This is a genomic window from Halpernia humi (assembly GCF_900108025.1).
Classification (GTDB): domain Bacteria; phylum Bacteroidota; class Bacteroidia; order Flavobacteriales; family Weeksellaceae; genus Halpernia; species Halpernia humi.
The window spans coordinates 177,744-202,760 of the sequence record NZ_FNUS01000005.1 but is presented as its reverse complement, the minus strand read 5'-3'; the positions used below and the strand labels follow the sequence as shown (position 1 = coordinate 202,760).

Annotated in this window: 27 protein-coding genes; 23 read left to right on the top strand and 4 right to left on the bottom strand. The window is 32.4% G+C overall.

The genetic code is table 11. The features are described 5' to 3' along the window. The first annotated feature begins 71 nt into the window (after positions 1-71). From C4S29_RS11030 to rpoN, 11 genes are all read left to right on the top strand, one after another. Positions 72-521, top strand: coding sequence for a hypothetical protein (locus C4S29_RS11030; RefSeq protein ID WP_103914144.1), 450 nt, complete (start codon positions 72-74; stop codon positions 519-521). Between the two features lie 91 nt (positions 522-612). Further along, on the top strand, positions 613-1,350 hold the full coding sequence (locus C4S29_RS11025; RefSeq protein WP_103914143.1) for an MIP family channel protein: 738 nt from the start codon (positions 613-615) through the stop codon (positions 1,348-1,350). A 71-nt stretch (positions 1,351-1,421) separates the two neighbouring features. Next, complete coding sequence (locus C4S29_RS11020; protein ID WP_103914142.1) at positions 1,422-1,940, top strand: nitroreductase family protein; 519 nt, start codon at positions 1,422-1,424, stop codon at positions 1,938-1,940. Positions 1,941-2,021: 81 nt separating this feature from the next. Further along, on the top strand, positions 2,022-3,158 hold the full coding sequence (locus C4S29_RS11015; protein ID WP_103914141.1) for an acyltransferase family protein: 1,137 nt from the start codon (positions 2,022-2,024) through the stop codon (positions 3,156-3,158). 216 nt (positions 3,159-3,374) lie between these two features. Next, positions 3,375-3,995 carry a 30S ribosomal protein S16 gene (locus C4S29_RS11010; protein WP_103914140.1) on the top strand — a complete coding sequence of 207 codons (621 nt, stop codon included), beginning with the start codon at positions 3,375-3,377 and terminating at the stop codon, positions 3,993-3,995. Between the two features lie 10 nt (positions 3,996-4,005). Beyond that, positions 4,006-4,548, top strand: a complete 543-nt coding sequence (rimM, locus tag C4S29_RS11005) for a ribosome maturation factor RimM (RefSeq protein WP_103914139.1) — start codon at positions 4,006-4,008, stop codon at positions 4,546-4,548. 43 nt (positions 4,549-4,591) lie between these two features. After that, on the top strand, positions 4,592-5,143 hold the full coding sequence (locus C4S29_RS11000) for a hypothetical protein (RefSeq protein WP_103914138.1): 552 nt from the start codon (positions 4,592-4,594) through the stop codon (positions 5,141-5,143). 183 nt (positions 5,144-5,326) lie between these two features. Further along, positions 5,327-6,775, top strand: a complete 1,449-nt coding sequence (gene asnS, locus C4S29_RS10995; RefSeq protein ID WP_103914137.1) for an asparagine--tRNA ligase — start codon at positions 5,327-5,329, stop codon at positions 6,773-6,775. Between the two features lie 34 nt (positions 6,776-6,809). Beyond that, positions 6,810-7,034: a hypothetical protein gene (locus tag C4S29_RS10990; protein WP_103914136.1), complete on the top strand. Its 225-nt coding sequence runs from the start codon at positions 6,810-6,812 to the stop codon at positions 7,032-7,034. Further along, complete coding sequence (locus C4S29_RS10985; protein ID WP_103914135.1) at positions 7,022-7,321, top strand: type II toxin-antitoxin system RelE/ParE family toxin; 300 nt, start codon at positions 7,022-7,024, stop codon at positions 7,319-7,321. The genes C4S29_RS10990 and C4S29_RS10985 overlap by 13 nt, the downstream gene beginning before the upstream one ends. Before the next feature lie 36 nt (positions 7,322-7,357). Next, positions 7,358-8,830 (top strand): RNA polymerase factor sigma-54, encoded by a 1,473-nt coding sequence (gene rpoN / locus C4S29_RS10980; RefSeq protein WP_103914134.1) that lies wholly within the window; start codon positions 7,358-7,360, stop codon positions 8,828-8,830. Between the two features lie 46 nt (positions 8,831-8,876). On the opposite strand, the gene C4S29_RS10975 is transcribed toward rpoN, so the two are convergent. From C4S29_RS10975 to C4S29_RS10960, 4 genes are all read right to left on the bottom strand, one after another. Further along, positions 8,877-9,470 (bottom strand): sugar O-acetyltransferase, encoded by a 594-nt coding sequence (locus C4S29_RS10975; RefSeq protein WP_103914133.1) that lies wholly within the window; start codon positions 9,468-9,470, stop codon positions 8,877-8,879. Next, positions 9,470-11,086 carry a M1 family metallopeptidase gene (locus tag C4S29_RS10970; protein ID WP_103914132.1) on the bottom strand — a complete coding sequence of 539 codons (1,617 nt, stop codon included), beginning with the start codon at positions 11,084-11,086 and terminating at the stop codon, positions 9,470-9,472. Before C4S29_RS10970 ends, C4S29_RS10975 begins: the two co-directional genes overlap by 1 nt. An 11-nt stretch (positions 11,087-11,097) precedes the next feature. Beyond that, complete coding sequence (tatC, locus tag C4S29_RS10965; protein WP_394338668.1) at positions 11,098-11,934, bottom strand: twin-arginine translocase subunit TatC; 837 nt, start codon at positions 11,932-11,934, stop codon at positions 11,098-11,100. A gap of 128 nt (positions 11,935-12,062) precedes the next feature. Further along, positions 12,063-13,022 carry a KpsF/GutQ family sugar-phosphate isomerase gene (locus tag C4S29_RS10960; RefSeq protein ID WP_103914131.1) on the bottom strand — a complete coding sequence of 320 codons (960 nt, stop codon included), beginning with the start codon at positions 13,020-13,022 and terminating at the stop codon, positions 12,063-12,065. Positions 13,023-13,117: 95 nt separating this feature from the next. Here C4S29_RS10960 and recQ point away from each other — a divergent pair, with 95 nt between their 5' ends. The 12 genes from recQ to C4S29_RS10895 all read left to right on the top strand — a co-directional run bounded on the left by recQ (position 13,118) and on the right by C4S29_RS10895 (position 24,931). Further along, on the top strand, positions 13,118-15,322 hold the full coding sequence (gene recQ, locus C4S29_RS10955) for a DNA helicase RecQ (protein WP_103914130.1): 2,205 nt from the start codon (positions 13,118-13,120) through the stop codon (positions 15,320-15,322). Positions 15,323-15,333: 11 nt separating this feature from the next. Beyond that, positions 15,334-15,579, top strand: a complete 246-nt coding sequence (locus C4S29_RS10950; protein ID WP_103914129.1) for a hypothetical protein — start codon at positions 15,334-15,336, stop codon at positions 15,577-15,579. Then, entirely contained in the window at positions 15,564-15,887 is a 324-nt protein-coding gene (locus tag C4S29_RS10945; RefSeq protein ID WP_103914128.1) for a hypothetical protein, read from the top strand. The genes C4S29_RS10950 and C4S29_RS10945 overlap by 16 nt, the downstream gene beginning before the upstream one ends. 68 nt (positions 15,888-15,955) lie before the next feature. Further along, positions 15,956-17,038 carry a glycosyltransferase gene (locus tag C4S29_RS10940; protein ID WP_103914127.1) on the top strand — a complete coding sequence of 361 codons (1,083 nt, stop codon included), beginning with the start codon at positions 15,956-15,958 and terminating at the stop codon, positions 17,036-17,038. Continuing rightward, entirely contained in the window at positions 17,035-17,661 is a 627-nt protein-coding gene (locus C4S29_RS10935; RefSeq protein ID WP_103914126.1) for a hypothetical protein, read from the top strand. Before C4S29_RS10940 ends, C4S29_RS10935 begins: the two co-directional genes overlap by 4 nt. A gap of 94 nt (positions 17,662-17,755) precedes the next feature. Next, complete coding sequence (lpdA, locus tag C4S29_RS10930; RefSeq protein ID WP_103914125.1) at positions 17,756-19,159, top strand: dihydrolipoyl dehydrogenase; 1,404 nt, start codon at positions 17,756-17,758, stop codon at positions 19,157-19,159. Positions 19,160-19,361: 202 nt separating this feature from the next. Further along, on the top strand, positions 19,362-20,351 hold the full coding sequence (locus C4S29_RS10925) for a T9SS type A sorting domain-containing protein (protein WP_103914124.1): 990 nt from the start codon (positions 19,362-19,364) through the stop codon (positions 20,349-20,351). 144 nt (positions 20,352-20,495) lie between these two features. Then, the gene (locus C4S29_RS14855; protein WP_317045077.1) at positions 20,496-20,621 is read left to right on the top strand and encodes a DUF4160 domain-containing protein; all 126 of its coding nucleotides are present in this window, start codon (positions 20,496-20,498) and stop codon (positions 20,619-20,621) included. Positions 20,622-20,731: 110 nt separating this feature from the next. After that, the gene (locus C4S29_RS10915; protein ID WP_221405535.1) at positions 20,732-20,983 is read left to right on the top strand and encodes a DUF2442 domain-containing protein; all 252 of its coding nucleotides are present in this window, start codon (positions 20,732-20,734) and stop codon (positions 20,981-20,983) included. 92 nt (positions 20,984-21,075) lie between these two features. Next, on the top strand, positions 21,076-21,552 hold the full coding sequence (locus C4S29_RS10910; RefSeq protein WP_103914122.1) for a hypothetical protein: 477 nt from the start codon (positions 21,076-21,078) through the stop codon (positions 21,550-21,552). 377 nt (positions 21,553-21,929) lie between these two features. After that, on the top strand, positions 21,930-23,825 hold the full coding sequence (gene htpG, locus C4S29_RS10900) for a molecular chaperone HtpG (protein ID WP_103914120.1): 1,896 nt from the start codon (positions 21,930-21,932) through the stop codon (positions 23,823-23,825). Between the two features lie 269 nt (positions 23,826-24,094). Next, the gene (locus C4S29_RS10895) at positions 24,095-24,931 is read left to right on the top strand and encodes a CvfB family protein (RefSeq protein WP_103914119.1); all 837 of its coding nucleotides are present in this window, start codon (positions 24,095-24,097) and stop codon (positions 24,929-24,931) included. Positions 24,932-25,017: the final 86 nt, after the last annotated feature.

Sequence of the window (25,017 nt, the reverse complement as noted above, 5' to 3'; positions counted from 1 at the left end):
GGCTGGGGCGCAAATTTTCGCAGGTTTGTAATTTTTTTTTAAATGAACGAATTTCTAAACGAATTTCAATTATGCAGCAGAAAACGATTATAAAAAATGAAGTTAGAGACTTTGTGCTTAGTATTATTAAAGAAAAAACTGAAAGGCAAAGCCGCTTCCTTGAATTCACTTTAGAAGCCAGCCGCGAAGTAAAAAAAACGGCAAAATATGATTCTATTCGAGAAGAAATGCAAGCAGAAATTTACCAATTGCAAAAGCAACAGGCGTTCTTAAACGGATTGCGAAGAGATATGGCCAAAGTGATAAATAATTCTACGAATATTGTAAAGCTTGGCGCAATCGTTATTACCAATAAGGCCAGATTTTATATTTCAGTCGGATTGGGTGAGTTTTTCTTTGAAGGCGATCGCTTTTATGCGATTTCAGAAATAAGTCCGATGGCGCAGATAATGAAAGGTAAAAATGCCGGTGATTCTTTCGTCTTAAATAATATTAGCCAAACTATTGAAATGATTTTCTAATAAAATTTGTAGATAAATATCTATAATTTTTAAATTATTCCCCAAAAAAAGTATTTTTGTTTAATAATTTAATTAAAAAACATTAGAAAACATGAATGTATCATTAACTTCAAAATTATCAGCAGAATTATTGGGCACGATGGTTCTTGTTCTTATGGGTTGCGGAAGCGCTGTTGTTGCGGCCTCAAATTCAGGGCTCACAGATGTAAGCGGCGTAGGACTTTTAGGGATTTCTTTCGCTTTTGGCTTAAGTGTTCTTGCAATGGTTTACGCGATCGGTCATATTTCAGGATGCCATATAAATCCTGCCATATCAATCGCAATGGTAGTCGCTGGTAGGATGAAAGCCAAAGAAGCGGCTCTTTATGTCGTGGCACAAATAGCAGGCGCAATCGTAGGTTCGGGCATTTTATATTTAATTGTTACCAACAAAATTGGCGGTTACGAATTGGGACCTTGGGCTTTAGGTGCAAACGGCTGGGGAACTGGCTATTTGGGGGAATTTAATACCACTGCAGCGTTTATTGCAGAATTTATTTTTACTTTCATTTTCCTTTTGGTGATTTTAGGTTCTACTTCTACCAAAAATATTCATGGTGGTTTTGCAGGTATTGCGATTGGTTTATCTTTAACTTTAATACATATTGTAGGCATAAAAATCACAGGTGTTTCTGTGAATCCTGCGAGAAGCATTGGGCCAGCAATTTTTGCGGGTGGCGCAGCGCTTTCTCAGCTTTGGTTGTTTTTGCTTGCTCCAGTTTTGGGTGGTATTTTTGCTGCTTTAGTACACGGTTCTCTTATCGAAAATAAAAAATCTTTTCAAGATTAAATTTTAAAAAATAGTATTTTAAAAATAGGCAGAAGTTTTCTTTTGCCTATTTTTGTGTACTTATATTAGTTATGGAAGAAATTGAAATATTAAAAAAGATAATAGAAAATAGAAAAAGTTATTATCCAAAAGATTTTTTACAAGAAGAGATAGATGAAGAGATAATAGATCAGATTCTGTATTCGGCACAATTTGCGCCTAATCACAAAAAAACCAAACCTTGGCGTTTTAAGATTTTTCAAAATCTAGATAAAGATGTTTTAGGAGAAGAAATGGCCGAACTCTACAAAAACGGAACAACAAAGGAAAATTTTTTAGAAAAAAAATATTTAGAAATTCAAGAGAAAGTAAAAAAATCTGCAGCAGTAATTGCCATATCTGTTAATTTCAGTGGTCTTTTGCCCGAATGGGAAGAAATCGCGGCAACAGCAATGGCGGTGCAAAATATGTATCTCACTTGCACGGCACTGCAAATCGGTTGCTATTGGAGTACGCCCGCTGTGAAAGACGAATTAGGAAAATTTCTAGAATTAGAAGAAAACCAAAAATGCATCGGCTTATTTTATGTAGGGAAAATTGCTGTTTACTAAAATTAAAATAAAATTATTGTCTTAAAAGAAGTAAACTGCTCTGCAAAAATTGTCAACAGTTTTATATCAAAAATACAATTGATGAATAAATCTTTACCAAATATTGGCCAAAAAATTAAAGGTTTTTTAAAATTAGATCTTCAGCATAATAGAGTTTATGGTTTAGATATTTTGCGCGCAATTGCTATTTTATTTGTATTAGTTCAACACAGCAAATATATTTTGCCTATAAAAATCACGCATTTTATTAATTTAATCTATTTTGATGGCGTCGGGATATTTTTTGTTTTAAGTGGTTTTCTAATCGGTGGTATTCTTATAAAAATCATTCATAATAAAGGTTTCAACCATAAATTATTATTTGGGTTTTGGAAACGAAGATGGTTCAGAACCTTGCCCGCTTACTATTTAGTACTTTTTTTAAATTTAATTCTTGCCCTTTTTTCTAATCCTAATTTTAAGATTTTAGTTTTCCCAAAATATTTAATCTTCTCCCAAAATATTTTAACAAATCCGCCCGATTTTTTTTCAGAATCTTGGAGTATTACGATAGAGGAATGGTTTTATGCATTTGTTCCAATTTTGCTTTTTATTTTTGTTCAACTGTTTAAATTTAAAACGAAAAACTCAATTTTGGCCATTGCCGTTCTAATTATGTTTTTGGGTACAATTATAAGATATTACCGCTTCGTACATTTTGGTTTAAATTTAGAATTGAGTATCATCAGCCGTTTCGATAATATTATGTATGGCGTTTTAGGTGCTTTTTTTTATTTTTATTATCAAAAAAATTGGTTTAAATATAGAATTCAGTTTTTTATTTTAGGTATAATTCTTCATCTTTTAAATAAAATTTTAATCGATTTTGCGACAATTCCAATTTATGAAAATGTATTTTCTTATTCCGTTTTCGCAACTGCAACTTTATTTTTAATTCCGTATTTGAGTAGTGTGAAAAAAGGTTCGGGCGTTATTTTTAAAGCAATTACTTACACCAGTTTAATTTCATATTCCATGTATCTTCTTAATTTTAGTTTAATTTATTATTGGATTATTAAAAAGATTGATCTAACAACCGCTTTGCACCACAATTATAACTTGATTTTACCCATTAAATTTATTTTATTCTGGTTTCTAACCTTTCTATTTTCTCTACTTTTATACAAATATTTTGAACTTCCAATGACCAATTTACGAGATAGAAAAAAAGTTTTGTAAACTTTATACCTTTGATTTTAAAAAGAACTAAAAGACTTATAAATTTCGAGCAATTTTTTTACTTTAAATCACATCTTTTAAAACTTTGATGGAAAATATTTTTGAATCTTTTGTGGTTAAAAAATTCTTGTAATTTAATGTTTGTAAAACGCAATTTTTTCTTATCTTTGCGCACTTAATAAATAACGGGACGAGTTCCCACAAACTAAACTTAATATGTCAGTAAAAATTAGATTACAAAGACACGGTAAAAAAGGCAAACCTTTTTTCCACATCGTTGTTGCAGATGCAAGAGCAAGAAGAGATGGTAGATTGATTGAAAAAATCGGGACTTATAATCCAGTTACCAATCCTGCAACTATTGAATTAGACGTAGATGCAGCCGTAAAATGGTTGAATAACGGCGCACAACCAACCGACACAGCAAGAGCAATTCTTTCTTACAAAGGTGCGATGTACAAAAAACACCTTCTTGGAGGCGTTGCAAAAGGTGCTTTTGATGAAGCCGAAGCAGACAAAAAATTTAACACTTGGTTAGAAGAAAAAGCCAAACAAGTTGAAGGTAAAAAATCTAACTTATCTCAATCTAAAGCAGATGCTAAAAAAGCAGCATTAGAAGCAGAAGCAAAAGTAAATCAAAATAGATTGGATGCTGCAGCGAAAGTTGAAGCAGATGCAAAAGCAGAAGCAGATGCAAAAGCCGCTGAAGAAAAAGCAGCAGCAGACGCAAAAGCCGCTGAAGAAGAGGCAGCAAACGCTCCTGTTGAAGAAGTTGTTGCAGAAGCAAAAGTAGAAGAAACTCCAACTGAAGAAGGAGCAGAAGACGCAAAAGCATAACAATACCAAGATGCGGAAAGAAGATTGCTATTTTTTAGGCAAAATTACCCGCAGACACGGTCTGGTCGGAAATGTGATCCTGAAAATGGACACTGACCAACCGGAATTTTATAGAAATTTGGAATCAATATTCGTTGAAATCAACGGATTATTGGTTCCTTTTTTTATTGATAAATTGGGCTACTCAAAAAGAGATACGCTCAATCTTTCTTTTAAAAACTCTACAGAGGCTTTGGTTGATCAAAGTATTGGCAGAAACGTGTTCCTCCCAATGGAAACTTTGCCGCCACTCTCTGGCAAAAAATTCTATTACCACGAAGTAATTGGTTTTGAAATTAAAGACGAAAACGACCAAAATTGCGGCATCATAAAAGAAATCAACGATTCCATCACGCAGCATTATTTTATTTTAAATCTCAACGGTAAAGAAGTCATTATTCCTGTTATAAAAGATTGGATTTTAGATGTCAACCGCGAAGAAAAATTCATCAAAATGCAAGTTCCAGAAGGACTTTTGGATGTGTATTTGATTAATTCTAAAAAGGACGAGTAAAGATTTTTAGTAACATAATTTTTATTACATTTGAAATAAAATTATGAAATTAAAAATTTATATTTTACTTCCAATTCTCATTTTACTTTTCAATTGCGCAAATTTACCTTCTTCAAAAATTGCCGAAAATTTTAATTTTTCTAGCGAAGAAGGAATGGTAATTGGAGCCTTTTCAATCAAGAATGAAAAACCTATTTTTAACGGTTACGGTTTATGGCATAAATCAGTAGATGGTAATGAAAAACTTACAATAAAAAATAGAGTTTGGATTGTTCCAGAGCAGATGGTTTCTATGAAATTGAAACCAGATTTTTTTGATGGAGAAAAAGGTGTTTATTATTTTGCCTTTAAAAAGCCTCCCGGAAATTATTTTTTTAATTTGGTTTCACTTTTTGAAAATGGTGGTTTTTACACATCAAGCGGAGGATTAGAAATTAATTTTCCATTTACAGTTCAGCCTGGAAAAATAACTTACGTTGGCGAAATTTATTTAGACTATAGAAATAAAAAAGTTGTTCAAAATTTTTTGCAACAAAGAGATATTCCTAGGTTTGAAGAAAAATTTCCAGATATTAATTGGTCACAAATTGAATAAGTGATTGATTTAATTTCTTAACTTTCTAGAAATTAAATAGTAATTTTCAAAAATCCGAGAAAGTTTAATTTTCTTCAAAAAATCCCCCTTCATCAATAATTACGCCATTTTTTGTTATATTTGTAACTCTTCATTTAAGGCAAAAATCACCTTAATTGAAGATCTAAAATATTTTTAAAACTAATGGAAAAAACAACAATAAAAGAACTTTTAGGAGATTATAAAAAATTAATTCACCATGATATTACCGTTTTTGGTTGGGTTCGTGCATTTCGTTCTAATCGATTTATTGCGCTGAACGACGGTTCTACAATTAATAATTTGCAAATCGTTGTTAATTTCGAAGAATTCAGTGAAGATTTAATTAAAAATATAAATACCGCAAGTTCTTTAAAAATAACTGGCGAGTTGGTGGAGAGCCAAGGCGCCGGACAAAGCATTGAGATTTTAGCAAAAAAAATAGAAATTCTTGGCGATAATTTTTTTGAAGAAATGCAAACGACTATTCTTCAACCCAAAAAACATAGTTTAGAAAAACTACGCGAGCAAGCGCATTTGCGTTTTCGAACCAATCTTTTTGGTGCTATTTTTAGAATTCGTCATTCTGTGAGTTTTGCGATTCACCAGTATTTTAACCAAAACCAATTCTTTTATTTAAACACGCCAATTATCACGGGTGCAGATGCTGAAGGAGCGGGCGAAATGTTTGGCGTAAGCAATTTCGATTTAAATAATTTGCCAAAAAACGAAGAAGGAGAAGTAGATTTCGAACAAGATTTCTTTGGCAGAAAAACAAATTTAACGGTTTCTGGTCAGCTTGAAGGTGAAACTGCTTCAATGGGATTGGGCAGGATTTATACTTTTGGCCCAACTTTCAGGGCAGAGAATTCTAATACCACACGCCATTTAGCGGAATTTTGGATGGTAGAACCCGAAGTAGCGTTTAATGATTTAGAAGATAATATCGATCTGGCTGAAGATTTTTTAAAATATGTGATTCAATATGTTTTGGATAATTGTAAAGATGATTTAGAGTTTTTAGATAAAAGATTTAGCGAAGAGCAAAAACAAAAACCAGAGAAAGACCGAGCCAAAGAAGGCTTAATAGAAAAGTTAGAAAATGTAATCGCAAAACGTTTCAAACGTGTAAGTTATACAGAAGCAATTGAGATTTTAATGAATTCTAAAGAAAATAAAAAAGGAAAATTTCAGTTTCCAGTAGAAAATTGGGGCACAGATTTACAGTCGGAACACGAAAGATTTCTTGTGGAAAAACATTTTGAAAGCCCGGTAGTTTTATTTGATTATCCAAAAGACATCAAAGCCTTTTATATGCGCCAAAATGACGACGGAAAAACAGTAGCGGCGATGGATGTTTTATTCCCTGGAATTGGCGAAATAATTGGAGGTTCGCAAAGAGAAGAAAGATTAAACATCTTAAAAGCAAAAATGAAAGAAATGCACGTGGACGAAAAAGAACTTTGGTGGTATCTCGATACTCGGAAATTTGGTTCTGTGCCGCATGCTGGATTTGGTTTAGGATTAGAAAGATTGGTGCTTTTTGTGACAGGAATGACGAACATCAGAGATGTAATTCCTTTCCCGAGAACACCGAAAAACGCCGAATTTTAGAAATAGTTTTTTAACTTTAGAAAAATTTTAAAAGATGAGCACAATTATTTTACACAATGAATCTGAAAATCAATTAAATTTAATTGAAAATTTGTTGAAAGAGTTGAAGATTAAATTTGAAATTTCAAAAAAGGATGAAGTATTAAAATTAACTTCTTTTGAGAAAGAATTAATTCAAAAAGGATTGGATGATATTGCCGCAGGACACGTGATTTCAAGTGAAGAAGCGAGAAAAGAGGCGGAAGAATGTTTCAAATAGAATGGTCGGTTACGGCTTCTAAACAGAGAGCAATTGCTTTGGAATTTTGGATTGAACATAATAAGTCGCAAACTTATTCGAAGAAGATTTTCAAAGAATCATTAAGATTCGAAAAATTACTTGTTAAAAATCCATTTTTAGGGCAGATTACTGATTTTTATGAAGTTAGAAGGGTTTTAATTCTTAAAAATTTTTCTATGTATTATAAAATTTTAAATAATTTGATATTAATTGTTGCATTTAGAGATAACCGAAGAAATCCTAATAATTTAGAAATAGACAAGTAATTCAGAAATAATTCACTTCAAAAGTGAAAACAAAATATGTTAAAACAAAATTTTCAATTAAAATTAGGGCAAAAATTAGCGCCTCAACAGATTCAGTTAATGAAACTCATTCAGCTTCACACTATGGAGTTTGAGGAAGAATTGGAACGTGAATTAGAAGAAAACCCGGCTTTAGAAAAAGCGATAGAAGACAATAAAGAAGAATTTCATGAAAAAGAAGATTTTAGCGAGGAAGGAAATGAAAGTATCGACACCGATTTTGATGTAAACGAATATATTTTTGATGACGAACCTGCATATAAAACCACGGCCAATAATTATTCAGCGGATGATGAAGAATACGATAGCCAGGCACTTTTAACAGAAGGACAATCGCTTTATAGTTCTCTTTTAGAACAAATCCACTTAAGTTCTGTAGAAGAAGAAGATTTAAAAATTGCAGAATATCTTATCGGCAATCTAGATAATGATGGCTATTTGCGCAGAGAAATAAAATCAATTGTAGATGATTTGGCCTTTTCACAAGGGCTTTACACCTCGCAAGAGAAAGTAAAAGATATTTTAGAAAACTATGTACAAAAACTAGAACCTGCTGGAGTTGGCGCGCGAAATTTGCAAGAATGTTTGCTTTTACAAATTGAAAAACGTGTCACCGGCGATAAAAATGTGCATTTGGCAGCCGATATTTTGAAAACACAATTTGATGCTTTGACGAATAAGCATTACCAAAAAATTATGCAGAAATTTGGTATTTCTGAAGAAGATTTGAAGGCGGCTTTAACAGAAATTGAAAAACTTTCCCCACGCGTGGGTGGTAATTTTGAATCGCAAACAGTAACGATCAACCAAGAAATTATTCCAGATTTCTTAATTCAAATTATTGAAAAAGGAAAAAATGGGGCAGATGTTTTGGCGACTTTAAATAGTAAAAATGCTCCAAATTTGCGAGTTTCAAGCGAATATAAAGATATTTTAAGTACTTATTCACAAGATAAAAATTCTAAAGAACATAAGCAAGCAGCACTTTTTATTAAGCAAAAATTAGATGCGGCAAAATGGTATATCGATGCCATCAATCAGCGCCAAAATACTTTGATGCAAACCATTAATGCAATTATCAGCCTGCAAAAAGATTATTTTTTAACGGGCGATGATAAATCATTAAAACCTATGATTTTAAAGGATGTTGCAGATATTACTGGTTTTGATATTTCAACTATTTCGCGTGTTGTGAAAAGCAAATATGCAGATACACCAAATGGAATTTTATATTTAAAAAATTTGTTTTCAGATAGTTTAACAAACGATGACGGCGAAGAAGTTTCTACCAAAGAAATAAAAACGCATCTAATGGATATCATCGATAAAGAAAGCAAGAGAAAACCGCACACAGATGATGCTTTGGTGAAATTATTAAAGGAAAAAGGCTACAATATTGCACGTAGAACGATTGCGAAATACCGCGAACAACTGAATATTCCTGTGGCAAGATTGCGGAAAGAGTTGTAAAAAAACAAAAATTTTGTGAAGCAGATTCGCTGATTTTTGGTTCGGATTATTTTAATAATTCTTCAAAATTCATTTTATCTTTTTCAGTAATATTTCTTAAAATTTTACAAGGATTTCCCACGGCAATCACGTTTTCAGGAATATTTTTTGTCACCACACTTCCTGATCCGATAATTGAATTTTCACTGATTTTGACGCCAGGATTTATGGTCACATTCGCGCCAATCCAAACATTTTTTTCAATAATAATTTCTTTAGAAATTTCGAAACCTTTTGCTCGAAAATCTTTATCAATTGGATGATTTACGGTAATTAATGAAACGTTTGGCCCAATCAAAACGTGGTCGCCAATTTTAACTTTTCCTGAATCTAAAACTGTGAAATTATAATTGGCATAAAAATTTTTTCCAAATTCAATATTGTAGCCGTAATCGCATCTGAAGGGCGGTTCCAAATAAAAAGTGCCTTTTGTTTTACCAAATAATGGTTTAATTAATTGATGTCTTTCTTTAATTTTTGAAGGTGGTAAATTATTAAATTCAAAAAGAATTTCTTTGGCCTTTTGTCTTTCTAAAAATAATTCTTTCCCAAACGCTTTGTAAGGCTCGCCGGAAAGCATTTTTTCCTTTTCAGATTTCATTAATTTTTCTGGTAAAGAATATAATAATTGGGATCAAAACTAACGTCTGTGGAAGAATTTAAAGTTAAACTTTGCCAGTTATCAGTTGGTGTAATTGTTTGCGAACCGCCATTTAAACGCATTGGAAGTAGTAAATTATCAACAGCATCTTCCCATTTATATTTTAAAGTATTTCCGTTTTGGGAATAAACTAATTTTGGAATTTTAGTTGTCTCTAAATATTGGTGAAAAACGCTGCTAAAATCAATCCCAGATTTTTGGTTAATATAATCTTCAACCTGCTTTCCAGTCACGGTTTGGTGGTAAAAATCTTTATTTAATCCGCGTAAAATTTGACGAAATTTTTCATCGTTATTAATTACAGTTCTAATCGTGTGAAGCATGTTGGCGCCTTTGTAATACATATCACCGCTGCCTTCGTTTCTCACACCAAATTTCCCTACAATTGGCTCATCATTTCTAATGTTTTTTCTGAGTCCGATGATGTATTTTTGCGCGGCTTCTTTTCCCATCGTATAATCTGTGAAAAGCGTTTCAGAATAACAGGTAAAACCTTCATGAACCCACATATCTGCTTGGTCTTTTGCGGTGATATTATTGGCAAACCATTCGTGGCCACTTTCGTGAACGATGATGAAATCCCAATTTAAACCAACGCCAGTTCCGCTTAAATCTCTTCCTAAATATCCATTTTGGTAATGATTTCCATAGGCCACAGAACTTTGGTGTTCCATCCCGAGATACGGACTTTCAACTAATTTATAAGAATCTTCATAAAAAGGATAGGGGCCAAACCAATATTCAAAGGCTTTTAGCATCGGTTTTACTTGCTTAAATTGTTTTTTGGCTTTATCTAAATTATAATCTAAAACCCAATAATCTAAATCTAATTTTCCTTTTTCGCCGTTAAAAGTATCTTTAAATTCAACATATTTCCCCACATTTGGAATGATAGAATAATCATTAATTGGATTTTTTACTTGCCAAGTATAAACAATTCCATCGCCATCAGGTTTTTTGGAAATTAACCTTCCATTTCCAACGCCTACTAAATCTTTCGGGGTTTTTATCTTTAAAATTAAACCATCATCTGGCTCATCACTCCAAATATCTTTTGTAGGCAACCAAACTGAAGCGCCAATTCCTTCATCTGCTACAGAAATCCACGGATTTTTATTTTTATCTTGTGTAAAAACCCATCCGCCGTCCCAAGGTGCATTTTTTGCAATAATTGGATGGCCGTAAAACTTAAATGTGATGCTAAATTTTTGTCCTTTTTTAAATTTTTGATTCGTGCCAAGGAAAATAAAATCGCCGTCTCTTTTCTCACTTTTAAATTTGATATCAGAGGCTAAAATTTCATATTTCATGGGCTGTTGAAGATCGATTTGAAATGTTGGATTTTCAATATCTTTTGTGATTTCAAAAGTGATTTTATTTGTACCTGAAATTGATTTATCAGAAGATTTTGGCGCCACAAAAACTTCGTATTTCTTCACGTCCCAAAAATTTCTATATTCGGTATTAGAGCCCTTTAATGTGTCTGCTTTTGTGAAACTTTGCGCATATGCAAAACTAGAAATTGCCAAAAGTAGTAGTATCGCTTTTTTCTTCATTTTAATTAAAATTAATTAGATTTTACAATATCAGTTGTCATTTTATCTTTTTCCATTCTTTTAAAAACGAATGCACAAACAAAAACACTGAATTCATATAATAAAAACAATGGCACTGCCGCCGCTAACATACTTAAAACATCAGCAGGTGTTATAATTGCTGCAACTACCATTATTAAAACTGCAGCATGTCGTCGGTATTTTTTCATAAATTTAGGTGTTAAAATCCCTAAATTTGTGAGGAAATAAACGATTACCGGAAAGAGAAAAACGAGTCCCATTCCGATAACGACTTGCAGGAATAATGCGGTATAATCCGTCAAATCAAATAATTGCTCAATAGAATCTGAAATGCTGAACATTAAGCCAAAATTAATGACAAGCGGGAGAATTAAGAAATAACCTGTAACCACGCCGCACATAAAAAGAATCCAAATAAAATTAATAATAAACCTGGAATTTTTTCTTTCACGTGGATGAAGCGCAGGACTTATGAACCGCCACAATTCCCATATAATATAAGGAAATGCTAAAATCATTCCGCCAAAAATAGAAACCGACATCATTACATTAAATTGCTGCATCATTTGTTTTTGTTGCACTTTGAAATGATCTGGTAAAACCATCCCTTTTTCGCCAAACCAAGCCATAGAATAGTGGTTGATGAATTCAAAGGTTACAAAACTGTTTTTGGTTGGGCCGAAGAAAATATGATCCATAATCCAGTTGATATTAAAACCAACTACGATTGCGAATACAATTATTGCAATAATCGATCTTATAAGATGCCCTCGTAATTCCCCGATGTGTCCTAAAAAAGACATTTCTTTTTCTGCCATTTTTGTCATTGCGAGCCTTGCAAAGCAATCTCGTCTTATTATTTTATCCCTGCGAAATTACTGAATTATCTACTAAATTATTTCAATTTTTAAATAAATTGTAAGATAATAAATAAGGAAAGTTCTTATTATTAAATTCAAATAATTCCCTCATCCAAAAGTTTATGCAAATCTATGATGCCAAAATATTTTTCGTCTTCAGTCACGATTAATTGCCCAATATTTTTATCCTTTAAAATTGCCATTGCTTCTTTAGCTAAAGCATTTTTAGAAATACTTTTTGGGTTTTTAGACATAATTTTTTCGGCTGTTATTTTTTCTAAAGAATCATTATTTAAAAGCATTCTTCGCAAATCTCCATCAGTAATAACACCTAAAATTTCCTCGCCATCAATCACCACGGTAATGCCGTGTTTTGAACTTGAAATAGAAATAATAATTTCTCTTATATTAGAGTTTTTGCCAACAAAAGGTTTGTTTTGAGACACAAATTGCTCCACTCTTGCCGTTAAATTTTTTCCTAAACTTCCACCTGGATGAAATTTTGCGAAATCTCGTTCTTTAAATTGTTTCATTTCCATCAAACAAACTGCAAGTGCATCGCCAAGCGCCATTTGAACGGTTGTTGAACTTGTGGGTGCTAATTTAATAGGGCACGCTTCTTTTTCAACAAAAGTATTTAAAATAACATCTGCACTTTCTGCTAATTTTGATGTGAGATTTCCTGTCATCGCGATTAATGAGGAACTGTATTGTTTTAAATATGGTAAAACATTGACGATTTCGGAAGAATTTCCAGAATTTGAAATACACAAGACAACATCATTTTTTTGAATTACACCCAAATCACCATGAAAGGCTTCTGAGGCATGCAAAAACTGTGAAGGTGTTCCTGTAGAATTTAAAGTGGCTACAATTTTATTGGCAATGTGCGCAGATTTCCCAATTCCTACGATAATTAATTTTCCTTTGGCGTCGTTAATGATTGCAAGTGCTTTCAAAAAATCCTCGCCCAAACGGGATTTTAAATGTTTCAATTCGGAGATTTCAATATCAATTGCATTTTTTGCTAATTCGAGTAAATTCGTATTTTTCAAATTACAGTATTTTATAATTAAGAGGTTAAAAAATTGAAGTTCCTATTTTTTTTTATAACTTTGATTGAATGAGCAAATTTAGCAAACAATATTAGATGAAAACAAAAAACATAAATTTATCCCAAGAACTTAAAAAACATTTTGGGTTTTCTAATTTTAAAGGGCAACAAAAAGAAGTTATTCAAACGCTATTAGAAGGGAAGGATGTCTTTGTTCTGATGCCAACAGGCGGCGGAAAATCACTTTGCTATCAACTTCCTGCATTAATTTCGGAAGGAACAGCAATTGTAGTTTCGCCTTTAATTGCTTTAATGAAAAATCAGGTAGATGCGGTAAACGGCCTTTCTGAAGATAATGGAATTGCTCATGTCCTAAATTCTTCCCTAAATAAAGCACAGACCAACCAAGTCATGCAAGATATTAGAGCGGGCAAAACCAAACTCCTTTATGTAGCACCAGAAAGTTTAATAAAAGAAGAATACCAGGAGTTTTTAAAAACGGTAAAAATTTCATTCGTTGCGATAGATGAAGCGCATTGCATCTCGGAATGGGGACACGATTTTCGCCCAGAGTATAGAAATATTAAAACAATTGTTGATAAAATTGCAGATTTACCAGTAATTGCGCTCACGGCAACTGCAACACCAAAAGTGCAAGACGACATCCAAAAAACTTTGGGGATGACGAATGCAATTGTTTTTAAAGAAAGTTTTAACCGTCCGAATTTGTTTTACGAAGTTCGCCCAAAAGTGAATGTAGATCGTGAAATTGTAAAATTTGTAAGCAAATACAAGGGAAAATCTGGGATTGTGTACTGCCTCAGCCGCAGAAAAGTGGAAGAGTTTTCTCAACTTTTGCAAGTAAACGGTATCAATGCTTTGCCCTATCACGCTGGTTTAGACCAAAAAACCAGAGTCGCCAACCAAGATAAATTTTTGATGGAAGAAGCGGATGTAATTGTGGCGACGATTGCTTTTGGGATGGGAATAGATAAACCAGATGTGCGATTTGTGATTCATTACGATATTCCAAAATCTTTAGAAAGCTATTACCAAGAAACGGGAAGAGCGGGAAGAGACGGCGGAGAAGGCCATTGCTTGGCTTTTTACGATCCAAAAGATATTGAAAAATTAGAAAAATTTCTTGCCCAAAAACCAGTTTCAGAGCGCGAAATTGGTTTGCAATTATTGAATGAAGTGACGGGTTACACAGAAACTTCAATGAATCGTCGACAATATTTACTCAATTATTTCGGTGAACAATTTGATCCTGAAAATGGCGAAGGCGCAAAAATGTGCGATAATTCTACCAATCCTGTAGCATTGAAAGATGCGACCAAAGAATTGATCAAATTACTACAACTTATAAAAGAATTGGAAGAAAAATTCCGCACCAAAGATTTAATTGCGGTGTTAATGGGAGTTGAAAATCCGACTACAAAATCTTATAAATTAGAAAACAACAAGTATTTTGGCGCAGGCCGAAAAGAAAGCGAAAACTATTGGAAAACCATTATCCGGCAAGCAACTGTGCAGAATTTTCTTCAAAAAGACATTGAAACTTATGGCGTTTTGAAATTAACAGAAAAAGGTTTGGCAACTTTGTCTAAAAAAAATAAAGAGGCTTTCCTTATTTCTGAAGATCGCCAGTATGATTTGGCGCAAACAAAAGCAGATTCCGACCAAATAGATGTGCAAAGCAGTGGTGGGCTAGACGAAACTTTGTATTTGCAACTAAAAGATTTACGAAAAAAAGTAGCACATAAACATGGCATTCCGCCGTACACAGTTTTTATGGATCCGAGTTTGGAAGATATGACGGTGCAATACCCCATAAACATTGAAGAAATCAGCAAAGTTTATGGCGTAGGTGAAGGAAAAGCGAAGAAATTTGGGAAAGATTTTGCAGATTTTATAAAAAAATATGTGGAAGAAAACGAAATCGAGCGCACGCAAGATATGGTTTTGAAACAAGTGGCAAACAAAAGCAGCCACAAAGTTTTTATCATTCAAAGTTGTGATAAAAAAATAGATTTAGAAGACATTGCAAAAGCTAAAAATCTCTCTATGGATGAATTGTTGAAAGAGATGGAAAGCATTGTTTACCAAGGAACTAAACTAAATATTGATTATTATATAGATGAAAATTTTGATGAAGATTTAGTTGATGAGTTTATGGATTTTATGAAAGAATCCGAAAGCGATTCTATGAAAGTTCTTTTAGCAGAATTTGGTGATGATCTAAGTGATGAAGAAGTGAGAATGCTTCGAATAAAGTTTATTTCTGATGTCGCGAATTAAAAATTAAAAGCATGCAAAACCCAATATTAGAAGCAAAAAAGGAAATTATCGAATGGGTAAAAAATCTTGATGAACTTGAAACTATTCAAGAATTGTTAGATTTAAAAAACGCAGAAAATACAACTGCTCAAGTTTCTGAACCAGAAGTGGAATATGCCATAAAAGATGATTTTGATGAAAGATTTGCAAAAGGTTATACAATGGAAGAATCTCTTGCAGAATCAAAGAAAAGAGTGCGGGAATGGTGGGGGAAATAATCTATTCGCATAATTTTATTTCTCAGTTAGATGATCTCGCCAAAATCTTGTATTTCAAAAAATATTTTAGTTTTATTGAAGATGTAGATTCATACATCGAAAAAATTTATGATTTTATTGATTCAAATATTGATAAACCAATTTCCAAAAATTCACAAAAAGAGTTTCAAAAATATGGCAAAAAATTTATAAAATATAAAGCCAATCATCAAACTTTCTGGTACATTTTCTTCGACAAAAAAGACAACAAATTTCTCGTTAATTTAATAATAAACAACCATTCCCAAGATTTTCCAGAATTAATGTAAATTTCGGATAACTTTGTCAAAGTTGTTCGAGCAGCAATAGTAACTTTGACAAAGTTTTGAAAAAAAATATGAAAAAAATCTCTATCATCTTCATTCTTCCAGATCTTGAAATGGGCGGCGCAGAACGTATTGTCACCACAATTGCCAATCATCTCGATCGTGAAAAGTTCCAACCCAAAATTATGCTTTTGCGCAAAGAAGGCGGTTATTTAGAATTTTTAAAAGATGACGTTGACATTATTGACCTAAAAACGCCCAGAATTCGCAATTCCTTAAAGCCTATTTTAAAGGAAATTCGCAAAAGAAAACCCGATATTATTTTCAGCGGTTTTGGGGAAGTGAATGCTTATTTGGCTTTATTTATTAAACTTTTCCCGAAAACTAAATTCATCGCGCGAGAAACCAACGTAGTTTCCCAACACGTGACGAGAAAGGAAATTAAATTTTTCTACAAATTTTATAATAATTACCACAAGATTATTTGTCAAAGTGATGATATGCAACAGGATTTGGTCGATAATTTTAAAATTAAAAAAGAAAAAATAATTAAAATTAACAATCCAGTTGATTTTGATTTTATTAATGAAAAATTAGAAAATGCTACAAAACCAGAATTATTTTCTGATGATTTTAAAAATGTGGTTGCCATCGGAAATCTGTCTGCTAGAAAGGGTTTTGACCGTCTCTTGACGGTTTTTAGTTTTCTAAAAAGTGAAAAAATAAAACTACATATTTTAGGCGATGGAAGAGATAAAGAAATTTTAAACCAGTTAAAAATAGATTTAAAATTAGAAAACGTCATCTTCCACGGACAACAAAAAAATCCATATCAATTTTTAAAATTTGCTGATTTGTTCATCCTTTCTTCCCGCTACGAAGGTTTCCCAAATGTTTTGCTGGAAGCCGGCGCTTGCGGAACTTACGCTTTAGCCAATAATTGCAAAGGCGGAATTACGGAAATTATTCAGCCAAAAATAAACGGCGAGATTTCAGATATAGAAAATCACAAAAATTTTGCTGAAAAGATAAAATCTATTTTAAAAGAAAATCACGATTCTGAAGCGATAAAAAATTCTATTAAATCGAGGTTTTCGAAGGAGATTATTTTGGAGGAATATGAAGAGGTTTTGGAGAAAATTTTAATTTTATGAAGAAATATTTTGTTCTAATTCTAATTATTGTTCTTTCTTGTAATCAAAAAGAACATGTTGAAGAAAAAAGGATTGTTAAGAAAGAAAATATCGCAAAAATTACAGATTGGCAAGAAGGATTTAATCTGTCTCACAATCCAAAAAATGATTCAATTTGGGGAAAACCTGTAGAATTTTATTTGAATAATAAAAATTGTGATTCAACTGCTATAAAATTTTATTTTGGAAAATATCGACCAACTGATGAACCAGAAACACAAAGATTATTAAATTTAACCCCAACAAATAATGATAGTTTGCGACCTTTTTACAGATGGATTTTAAATAAGACTATTTTAATTCAAGACGGTGCTTTAGGAGAATATACAGGAGTTTCTGCAAGACGATATGCGGAAAAATATCCTAAAGAATTTTTTGAATATATGGATTTTGATAAATCTGGAGAAAAATATTTAGACTGGACAAACGCGATCTTATATAGTGGTTTTTATGATAAAGAAGACTTTAAAGATTCAAAACAAATTCAAACCGATTTAATTCAAACAATGAGTTTGAATTGCAAAAATTGTGATGAAAAAATGAAAAATCGAATTGATAAATTTGCAAATGATTGCTTTCCATAAGCGTGGCAAAAATAATTTAAATTAATTCAACTCTTAACCGCTGAAAATATTTCGTAAATTTGCACTACACTTAATTAAAACTAAAAAAAATAATATGAGTCAATTTGATGTTACCATAATCGGTTCTGGACCTGGAGGATATGTTGCAGCCATTCGTTGCGCGCAATTGGGATTTAAAACGGCCCTTATTGAAAAATATTCTACACTCGGCGGAACTTGTCTTAATGTCGGTTGTATTCCTTCAAAAGCCTTGCTCGACAGTTCTGAGCATTTCTACAACGCCAAACATTCTTTCGCAGACCACGGAATTATCATTGATGAACCAAAAGCAGATCTTGCGAGAATGATCGCGCGCAAAAATGAAGTCGTAGATGTGACTACAAAAGGCATCGACTTTTTGATGAATAAAAATAAAATAGAAGTTTTCACCGGAACGGGAAGTTTTGAATCTGCTACTAAAATAAATGTAGCAAAATCTGACGGCACTTCTGAAAGCATCGAAACGAAATACGCCATTATTGCAACAGGTTCAAAACCTTCTAGTTTGCCTTTCATTAAATTAGATAAAGAACGCATTATTACTTCCACAGAAGCATTAAATTTAAAGGAAATCCCTAAACATTTGGTTGTGATTGGCGGCGGTGTCATTGGTTTAGAATTAGGTTCTGTTTACAAAAGATTGGGCTCAGAAGTAACAGTAATAGAGTTTTTAGATAAAATTATTGCCGGAATGGACGGTGCTTTATCGAAAGAATTACAAAAAGTATTAAAAAAACAAGGCATTAAATTTATGCTTTCTACAGCTGTTTCTGGCGTTGAAAGAAACGGCGATTCTGTAAAAGTAACTGCAAAAGATAAAAAGGGAGAAGAAGTAACTGTTGAAGGCGATTATTGCTTGGTTTCTGTGGGAAGAAAACCTTACACGGAAGGTTTAGGATTAGAAAAAGCCGGCGTAGAATTAGATGAAAGAGGAAGAGTGAAAACCAACGGACATTTGCAAACAAATGTTTCAAATATTTACGCAATTGGTGATGTTGTTGCCGGCGCAATGTTGGCGCACAAAGCGGAAGAAGAAGGCACTTTTGTTGCCGAAATTTTGGCAGGACAAAAACCGCACATTGATTACAATTTAATTCCGGGTGTTGTTTATACTTGGCCAGAAGTTGCAGGCGTTGGTAAAACTGAAGAAGAATTAAAAGCGGAAGGAAGAGCCATAAAAGTAGGAAGTTTCCCGATGCGTGCTTTGGGTAGAAGTCGAGCTTCAGGTGATACGGACGGTTTAATAAAAATTATTGCCGACGAAAAAACAGATGAAGTTTTGGGCGTTCACATGATTGGCGCAAGAGCAGCGGATTTAATTGCAGAAGCCGTTACAGCCATGGAATTCCGTGCGAGTGCGGAAGATATCGCAAGAATGTCTCACGCGCATCCAACATACGCAGAAGCCGTGAAAGAAGCCGCATTAGACGCAACTGGAAAAAGATCGATTCATTCTTAAGTAAGGTATAAGTAAAAAGTTTAAACTAAAAAGTGGAATGCGAAAAGGTATTTCCAAAAATTAGAGAAGTTTCGACTTCTCTTTTTTTTATCAAATTATTAATTTGATAAAATGTTCTGTTTCTAGGTGTTTTTTTTAAATAAAGAATAATTATTTGTAATAATTGTTAATAAGTTCGTAACTTTCAGCAAATTACAATTTTATGAAAACAATTTACTCTCTCGCAACGGTCTTGTTTTGCTCGATCGCCTTTGCACAAACTACAATTACAAAATCTGCCAATGATTATTTATCTGGCGATACTGTAAATGAAAATAATCTAACTGGAACGCCTGATAATTCTTCAACAGGAAGCGGTGTAACTTTTAATAATAACAGCCTAACGGCAGGAACTGCAATTACAGGAACCGTTTCTACGCCAAGTAGCGCAGAAACAACTACTTATCCCGGCACAACCGTTAAGTTTTCTGATGGAAATGGTAATGATATTTTTTATAAATCTTCTCCCACAGATTTGCAAATTACCGGCGCAACCGTGGGCGGTGCAGTTTTAAATTTTAACACTGATAATGCATTATTTATAAAATTCCCAACTGCTTTTTCTGAATCTTATACAGATACAGCATCAGGAACTGCTACTTATACTGGAATAACAGTCAATTTTAGTGGGACTATTACGACTACTGCAGATGCATCGGGAACACTTTTATTAGATTCTAAATCTTTTGCTAATATTATCCGCCTGAAAACGGAACAAAATTATATACTTTCTCTCACAGGTTTAGGGAACATAGGAACACTTACAAGTACTATTTATAGTTATTATGACAATTCTAACCGATATCCTCTATTCACAACAACTACTGCAACAGGTGTAATTCCACTTGCAGCTATCAACCAAACCTCTAATTTGGCCGTTGCGCAATCTACTGTTTTTTTAGGAACTCGAAATGATGCTCTAAAAAAGAAAATTCAAGTTTACCCGAATCCAGTGCAAAATCAATTATTTTTTGGTGGAGATTTAGCCGGCTATACACAAGTTAAAATTTTTAACATGGAAGGAAGATTAGTGAAATCTCAAAATATCGAAGCAGAGAAAATTAATATTAGCGCTCTTCCAGCCGGTAATTATATTCTACAATTATCTGGTAAAGATAAAAAAGCACAAAGCATTAATATTATTAAAAAATAATTTTTTAATTATTTTGCCACCAAAGAGAAGTTTCGGCTTCTCTTTTTTTCTGAACAATATATATTCTGAAGTTTTTAAATATAGAATTAAATTTATTAATTTCGCTTAAATAAAAGTTATGCCAGAAATAACAAGTTTTATGGAATAATTATCTTAATGTTTTTCAAAGACCATAATCCACCTCACTTTCATGTCACTTACGGAGAATATAAAGCAGTAGTTTCAATAAACGATGGAATTGTAAACGGAAACATGCCATCAAGAGCATAAAGTTAGTTTTTGAGTGGATGGAAATTCATAAAGATGAATTGTTGAAAAATTGGGAATTAGCACAAATTGGAGAATTACCTTTTAAAATTGAACCTCTAAAATAAATGGATATGAGTTTAATATGGATTACAAAAGCGAAATATATTGAGAATTATAAAATTGAAGTTTTTTTCAATTCAGATGAAAGCAAGGTCATAGATTTGGAAGAGTATTTGGACAAAGGAATTTTTTTAGAGTTAAGAAACAAAGAATATTTTAAAAATTTTAAAATAAATTCTTGGACAATTGAGTGGGAAAATGGAGCAGATTTTTCGCCGGAATTTTTATATTCTTTGAAAAATAAAAGTAGAATGGTTCATTAAATTACCACTTTAAAAAAGTTCAAAATCTATGGCATTTTTTTTAAAGTGTTTATATTATTACAATTTCATGCGTATTCTTAAGAGTAAAATTGATGAATATTAAATTTATTTTTCTGTTTTTCTGTTTCACAATTAATGTATTTGGACAAAATATCAATCAAATTAGAAAAACTGTATCAAGTATAAATTCAGAAAAAAATTACCAAATCAAAGTTTTAGATAATGATTATTTTGTAGATAAGAAAAATGAAGTAACTGATAATGGACAAGAATTAATGGGTTTTTACAAAAATGATAAACTCAAAAAGATCGTCCATGAAATAGGTTTGTCCAATAAAAAAATTGTAACACAGTACTATTTCAATAAGGGCAATTTAATTTTTGTTTTGGAGAAAAGATTTATTATAATAGATGAAAATGGCTATTTAAAAAAGCCCAAATTATTTTCGAAAAGAAAAACTTACTTTCAGGGAGGAAAAATTATTAAAGACATTAATCCTAACTCAGAAATTAACACAAATTTTATTTATCAATCTAAACTATTGAAAAAAGATTTGAAAAATAATTAAAATATTTACAGAGAAGTTTCGGCTTCTCTTTTTTTTGCTTTTTTGGGCAGACATTTGACTGCGTCGAATACTTATTTATAATTTTTTTATGGCAGCATTTCCACCTTCCGTTCCCAATCCTGCCGCGGCGGGGATTTCCACTCAAACCTAGCGCAGTGGTTTGATGATTCAATTTAAAAAAATTAAAATTCATCATCAAGTCGGGCTGCAATTTTTTCATAAAAAGAAGTTCTTTTTCAATATTTATCTTTGCGCTCATTGCGTGTTTTTACTTTGCATAATTACGTGAAAGTGTTTGCCAATTTGTCACTTCTTTTTCAATGGTATTTTTTTTGTGACCGTAAAATCATCAATTAAAATTTAAAACAAACAAAGTTATGACTAAAGGCAATATTAACGTTTCGGTGGAAAATATTTTTCCTTTAATTAAAAAATTTCTGTACAGCGACCACGAAATTTTCTTGCGAGAATTAATTTCTAACGCCACAGATGCAACTTCAAAACTAAACCATTTAAGCAATATCGGCGAAGCAAAAACCGAACTCGGCAGCATAGAAATTGAAGTAAAAATAGATAAAGAAAATAAAAAACTTCACATCATCGATCGCGGCGTTGGGATGACAGCCGAAGAAGTTGAAAAATACATCAACCAAGTGGCATTCTCTGGCGCAGAAGAATTTTTAGAGAAATACAAAGATTCTGCGAAAGATTCTGGTATAATTGGTCATTTTGGTTTAGGTTTCTATTCTGCATTTATGGTAGCAAAAGAAGTAGAAATTTTAACAAAATCTTACAAAGAAGATTCCGTTGCTGTGCGTTGGGTTTGTGATGGTTCGCCAGAATTTACTTTAGAAGATTATCCCGAAAAAACAACACGCGGAACAGAAATTATTCTGCACATTGCAGAAGATTCCACAGAATTTTTGGAAGAATATAGAATCCGAGAATTATTGACGAAATACAACAAATTTATGCCGGTTCCAATTAAATTTGGAACAAAAACCGAAACACTTCCTTTGCCAGAAGATGCAGCAGAAGATGCAAAACCAGAAACGGTAGAAGTGGATAATATCATTAATAATCCAAATCCGGCGTGGACCAAAAATCCTTCAGAATTAAACGAAAACGATTACAAAGAATTCTACCACGAACTCTATCCAATGCAGTTTGAGGAGCCTTTGTTTAATATTCATTTGAATGTAGATTATCCTTTTAATTTAACGGGAATTTTATATTTTCCGAAATTGGCAAACAATTTAAATATAGAAAAAGATAAAATTCAACTCTATCAAAATCAGGTTTTTGTAACCGATGAGGTGAAAGGAATTGTACCCGATTTTTTGATGCTTTTGCGCGGTGTGATAGATTCCCCAGATATTCCGTTGAATGTTTCCCGTTCGTATTTGCAGGCTGATGGCGCGGTGAAAAAAATCTCCAGTTATATCACCAAAAAAGTAGCAGATAAAATGTCTTCTTTAATAAATGAAGACCGAAAATCTTACGAAGAAAAATGGAACGATATTAAAATCGTGATCGAATATGGAATGATTTCGGAAGAAAAATTCTTTGAAAAATCTGATAAATTTGCGCTTTATCCAACTGTGGATGGCAACTATTTTCTTTGGGATGAATTAATGGAAAAAATTAAAGAAAACCAAACCGATAAAAACGGAAAAACGGTTTTACTTTACGCCACAAACGCAGATGCCCAAGATTCTTACATACAAAAAGCGAAAGAAAAAGGCTATGAAGTTTTGCTTTTAGATTCACCAATTGCGCCACATTTAATTCAAAAATTAGAAACTTCTAAAGACAATATTTCTTTTGCACGCGTAGATGCCGATCATTTGAATAAATTAATTGAAAAAGACGAGCCCATCATCTCAAAATTAAAAGATGAGGAAAAAGAAGCTTTGAAAAAAACAGTGGAAGAAAATTTGAATAATAACTCTTATACCGTTCAAGTGGAAGATTTGGATAGTTCTGATGCGCCATTTCTGATTACCCAACCAGAATTTATGCGTCGTATGAAAGATATGCAAGCAACCAGCGGTGGCGGCGGAATGTTCGGAATGGGAAATATGCCAGAAATGTACAATTTAGTTGTAAATTCTAATAGCAATCTCGCAGAGAAAATCCTGAAAACTGAAGATGAAGATTCTAAAAAATCACTGATTAATCAAGCCGTAAATTTGGCGAAATTGTCGCAAAATTTATTGAAAGGAAAGGAGTTAACGACTTTTATAGAAAATTCTTATGCGAATTTAAGTTAGGACCAAGATTCAAGAACCAAGATTTTAAATCCGAATTAATAATTCGGATTTTTTTTGCTGTGAAATCTGTGTGCAAAAATCAGCGCACAGATTTCTACAGATTTTTTTTAAAAAGAAGCCTTTAGTTTCAACTGTATCAAATAAAACTTTTGCTACTTTTTATGAAAATTTGGGACAAGTTGTGCTCGAAATTTTTCTGCAATTTTATTTAAACTAAATTTGCAAAGAATTTCAATCAGTTATCAATTATCATTAATCTTTCATCAATTATGCAACTCGGTAAAACCCAATTTTTAAAAATTTCAGAACAAAATTATTCAGGATTATTCTTGGAAGATGAAAATGGTGAACGTGCCTTTTTATCTAAAGTTTTTGCACCAGAAAATCCCGTAATTGGCGATGAAATGGAAGTTTTCGTTTTCCAAGATGATGATAAATTAAAAGCAACAACAGAAAAACCCATCGCCGAAGTTGGTGAATTTGCAGTTTTAACTTGCGTAGAATCAATGCCGAGCGGCGCTTTTATGGATTGGGGAATTATCAAAGATTTATTTATTCCCTACAAACAACAAAAATCTAAAATCCTTGAAGGCAAAAGATATTTAGTCCAAATTTATGTAGATGAATTTACTAATTTAATTACTGGCACAACCAAATTTAAAAGAAATCCACAATACGAAAATCTGCCTTTCCAAAAAGGCGACAAAGTGAATTTGATTTTAATGAATGAATCTGAATTGGGTTGGAATGTGGTAATAAACAAAGAATTTATTGGTTTAATTTACGCTTCAGATGTTTACAAAAAACTCTATCCTTTGTCGGAAGAAATCGGGTATATAAAAAGCATCCGCGAAGATGGAAAAATTGATGTGTCGCTTCAGCCAGAAGGTTATGAAAACAATGATGAATTTCAAAAAATAATTCTTGACGCTTTAGAAAGAAACCATGGAATGCTTTATTTATCGGATAAATCTTCACCGGAAGACATCAAACAGGAACTTCAAATGAGCAAGAAAAATTTCAAAAAAGCCATTGGCGGACTTTACAAATGGAATAAAATTGAGATTTTAGACGATAGAATTAAATTGTATGAAGAAGGGGAATAATTTTTTAAGATATTAGATAATTTCTCGACTAATATTGCAATTTCAATCAATTCCAGATGCTTTCACGCTAAGTCGCAATGTGAATG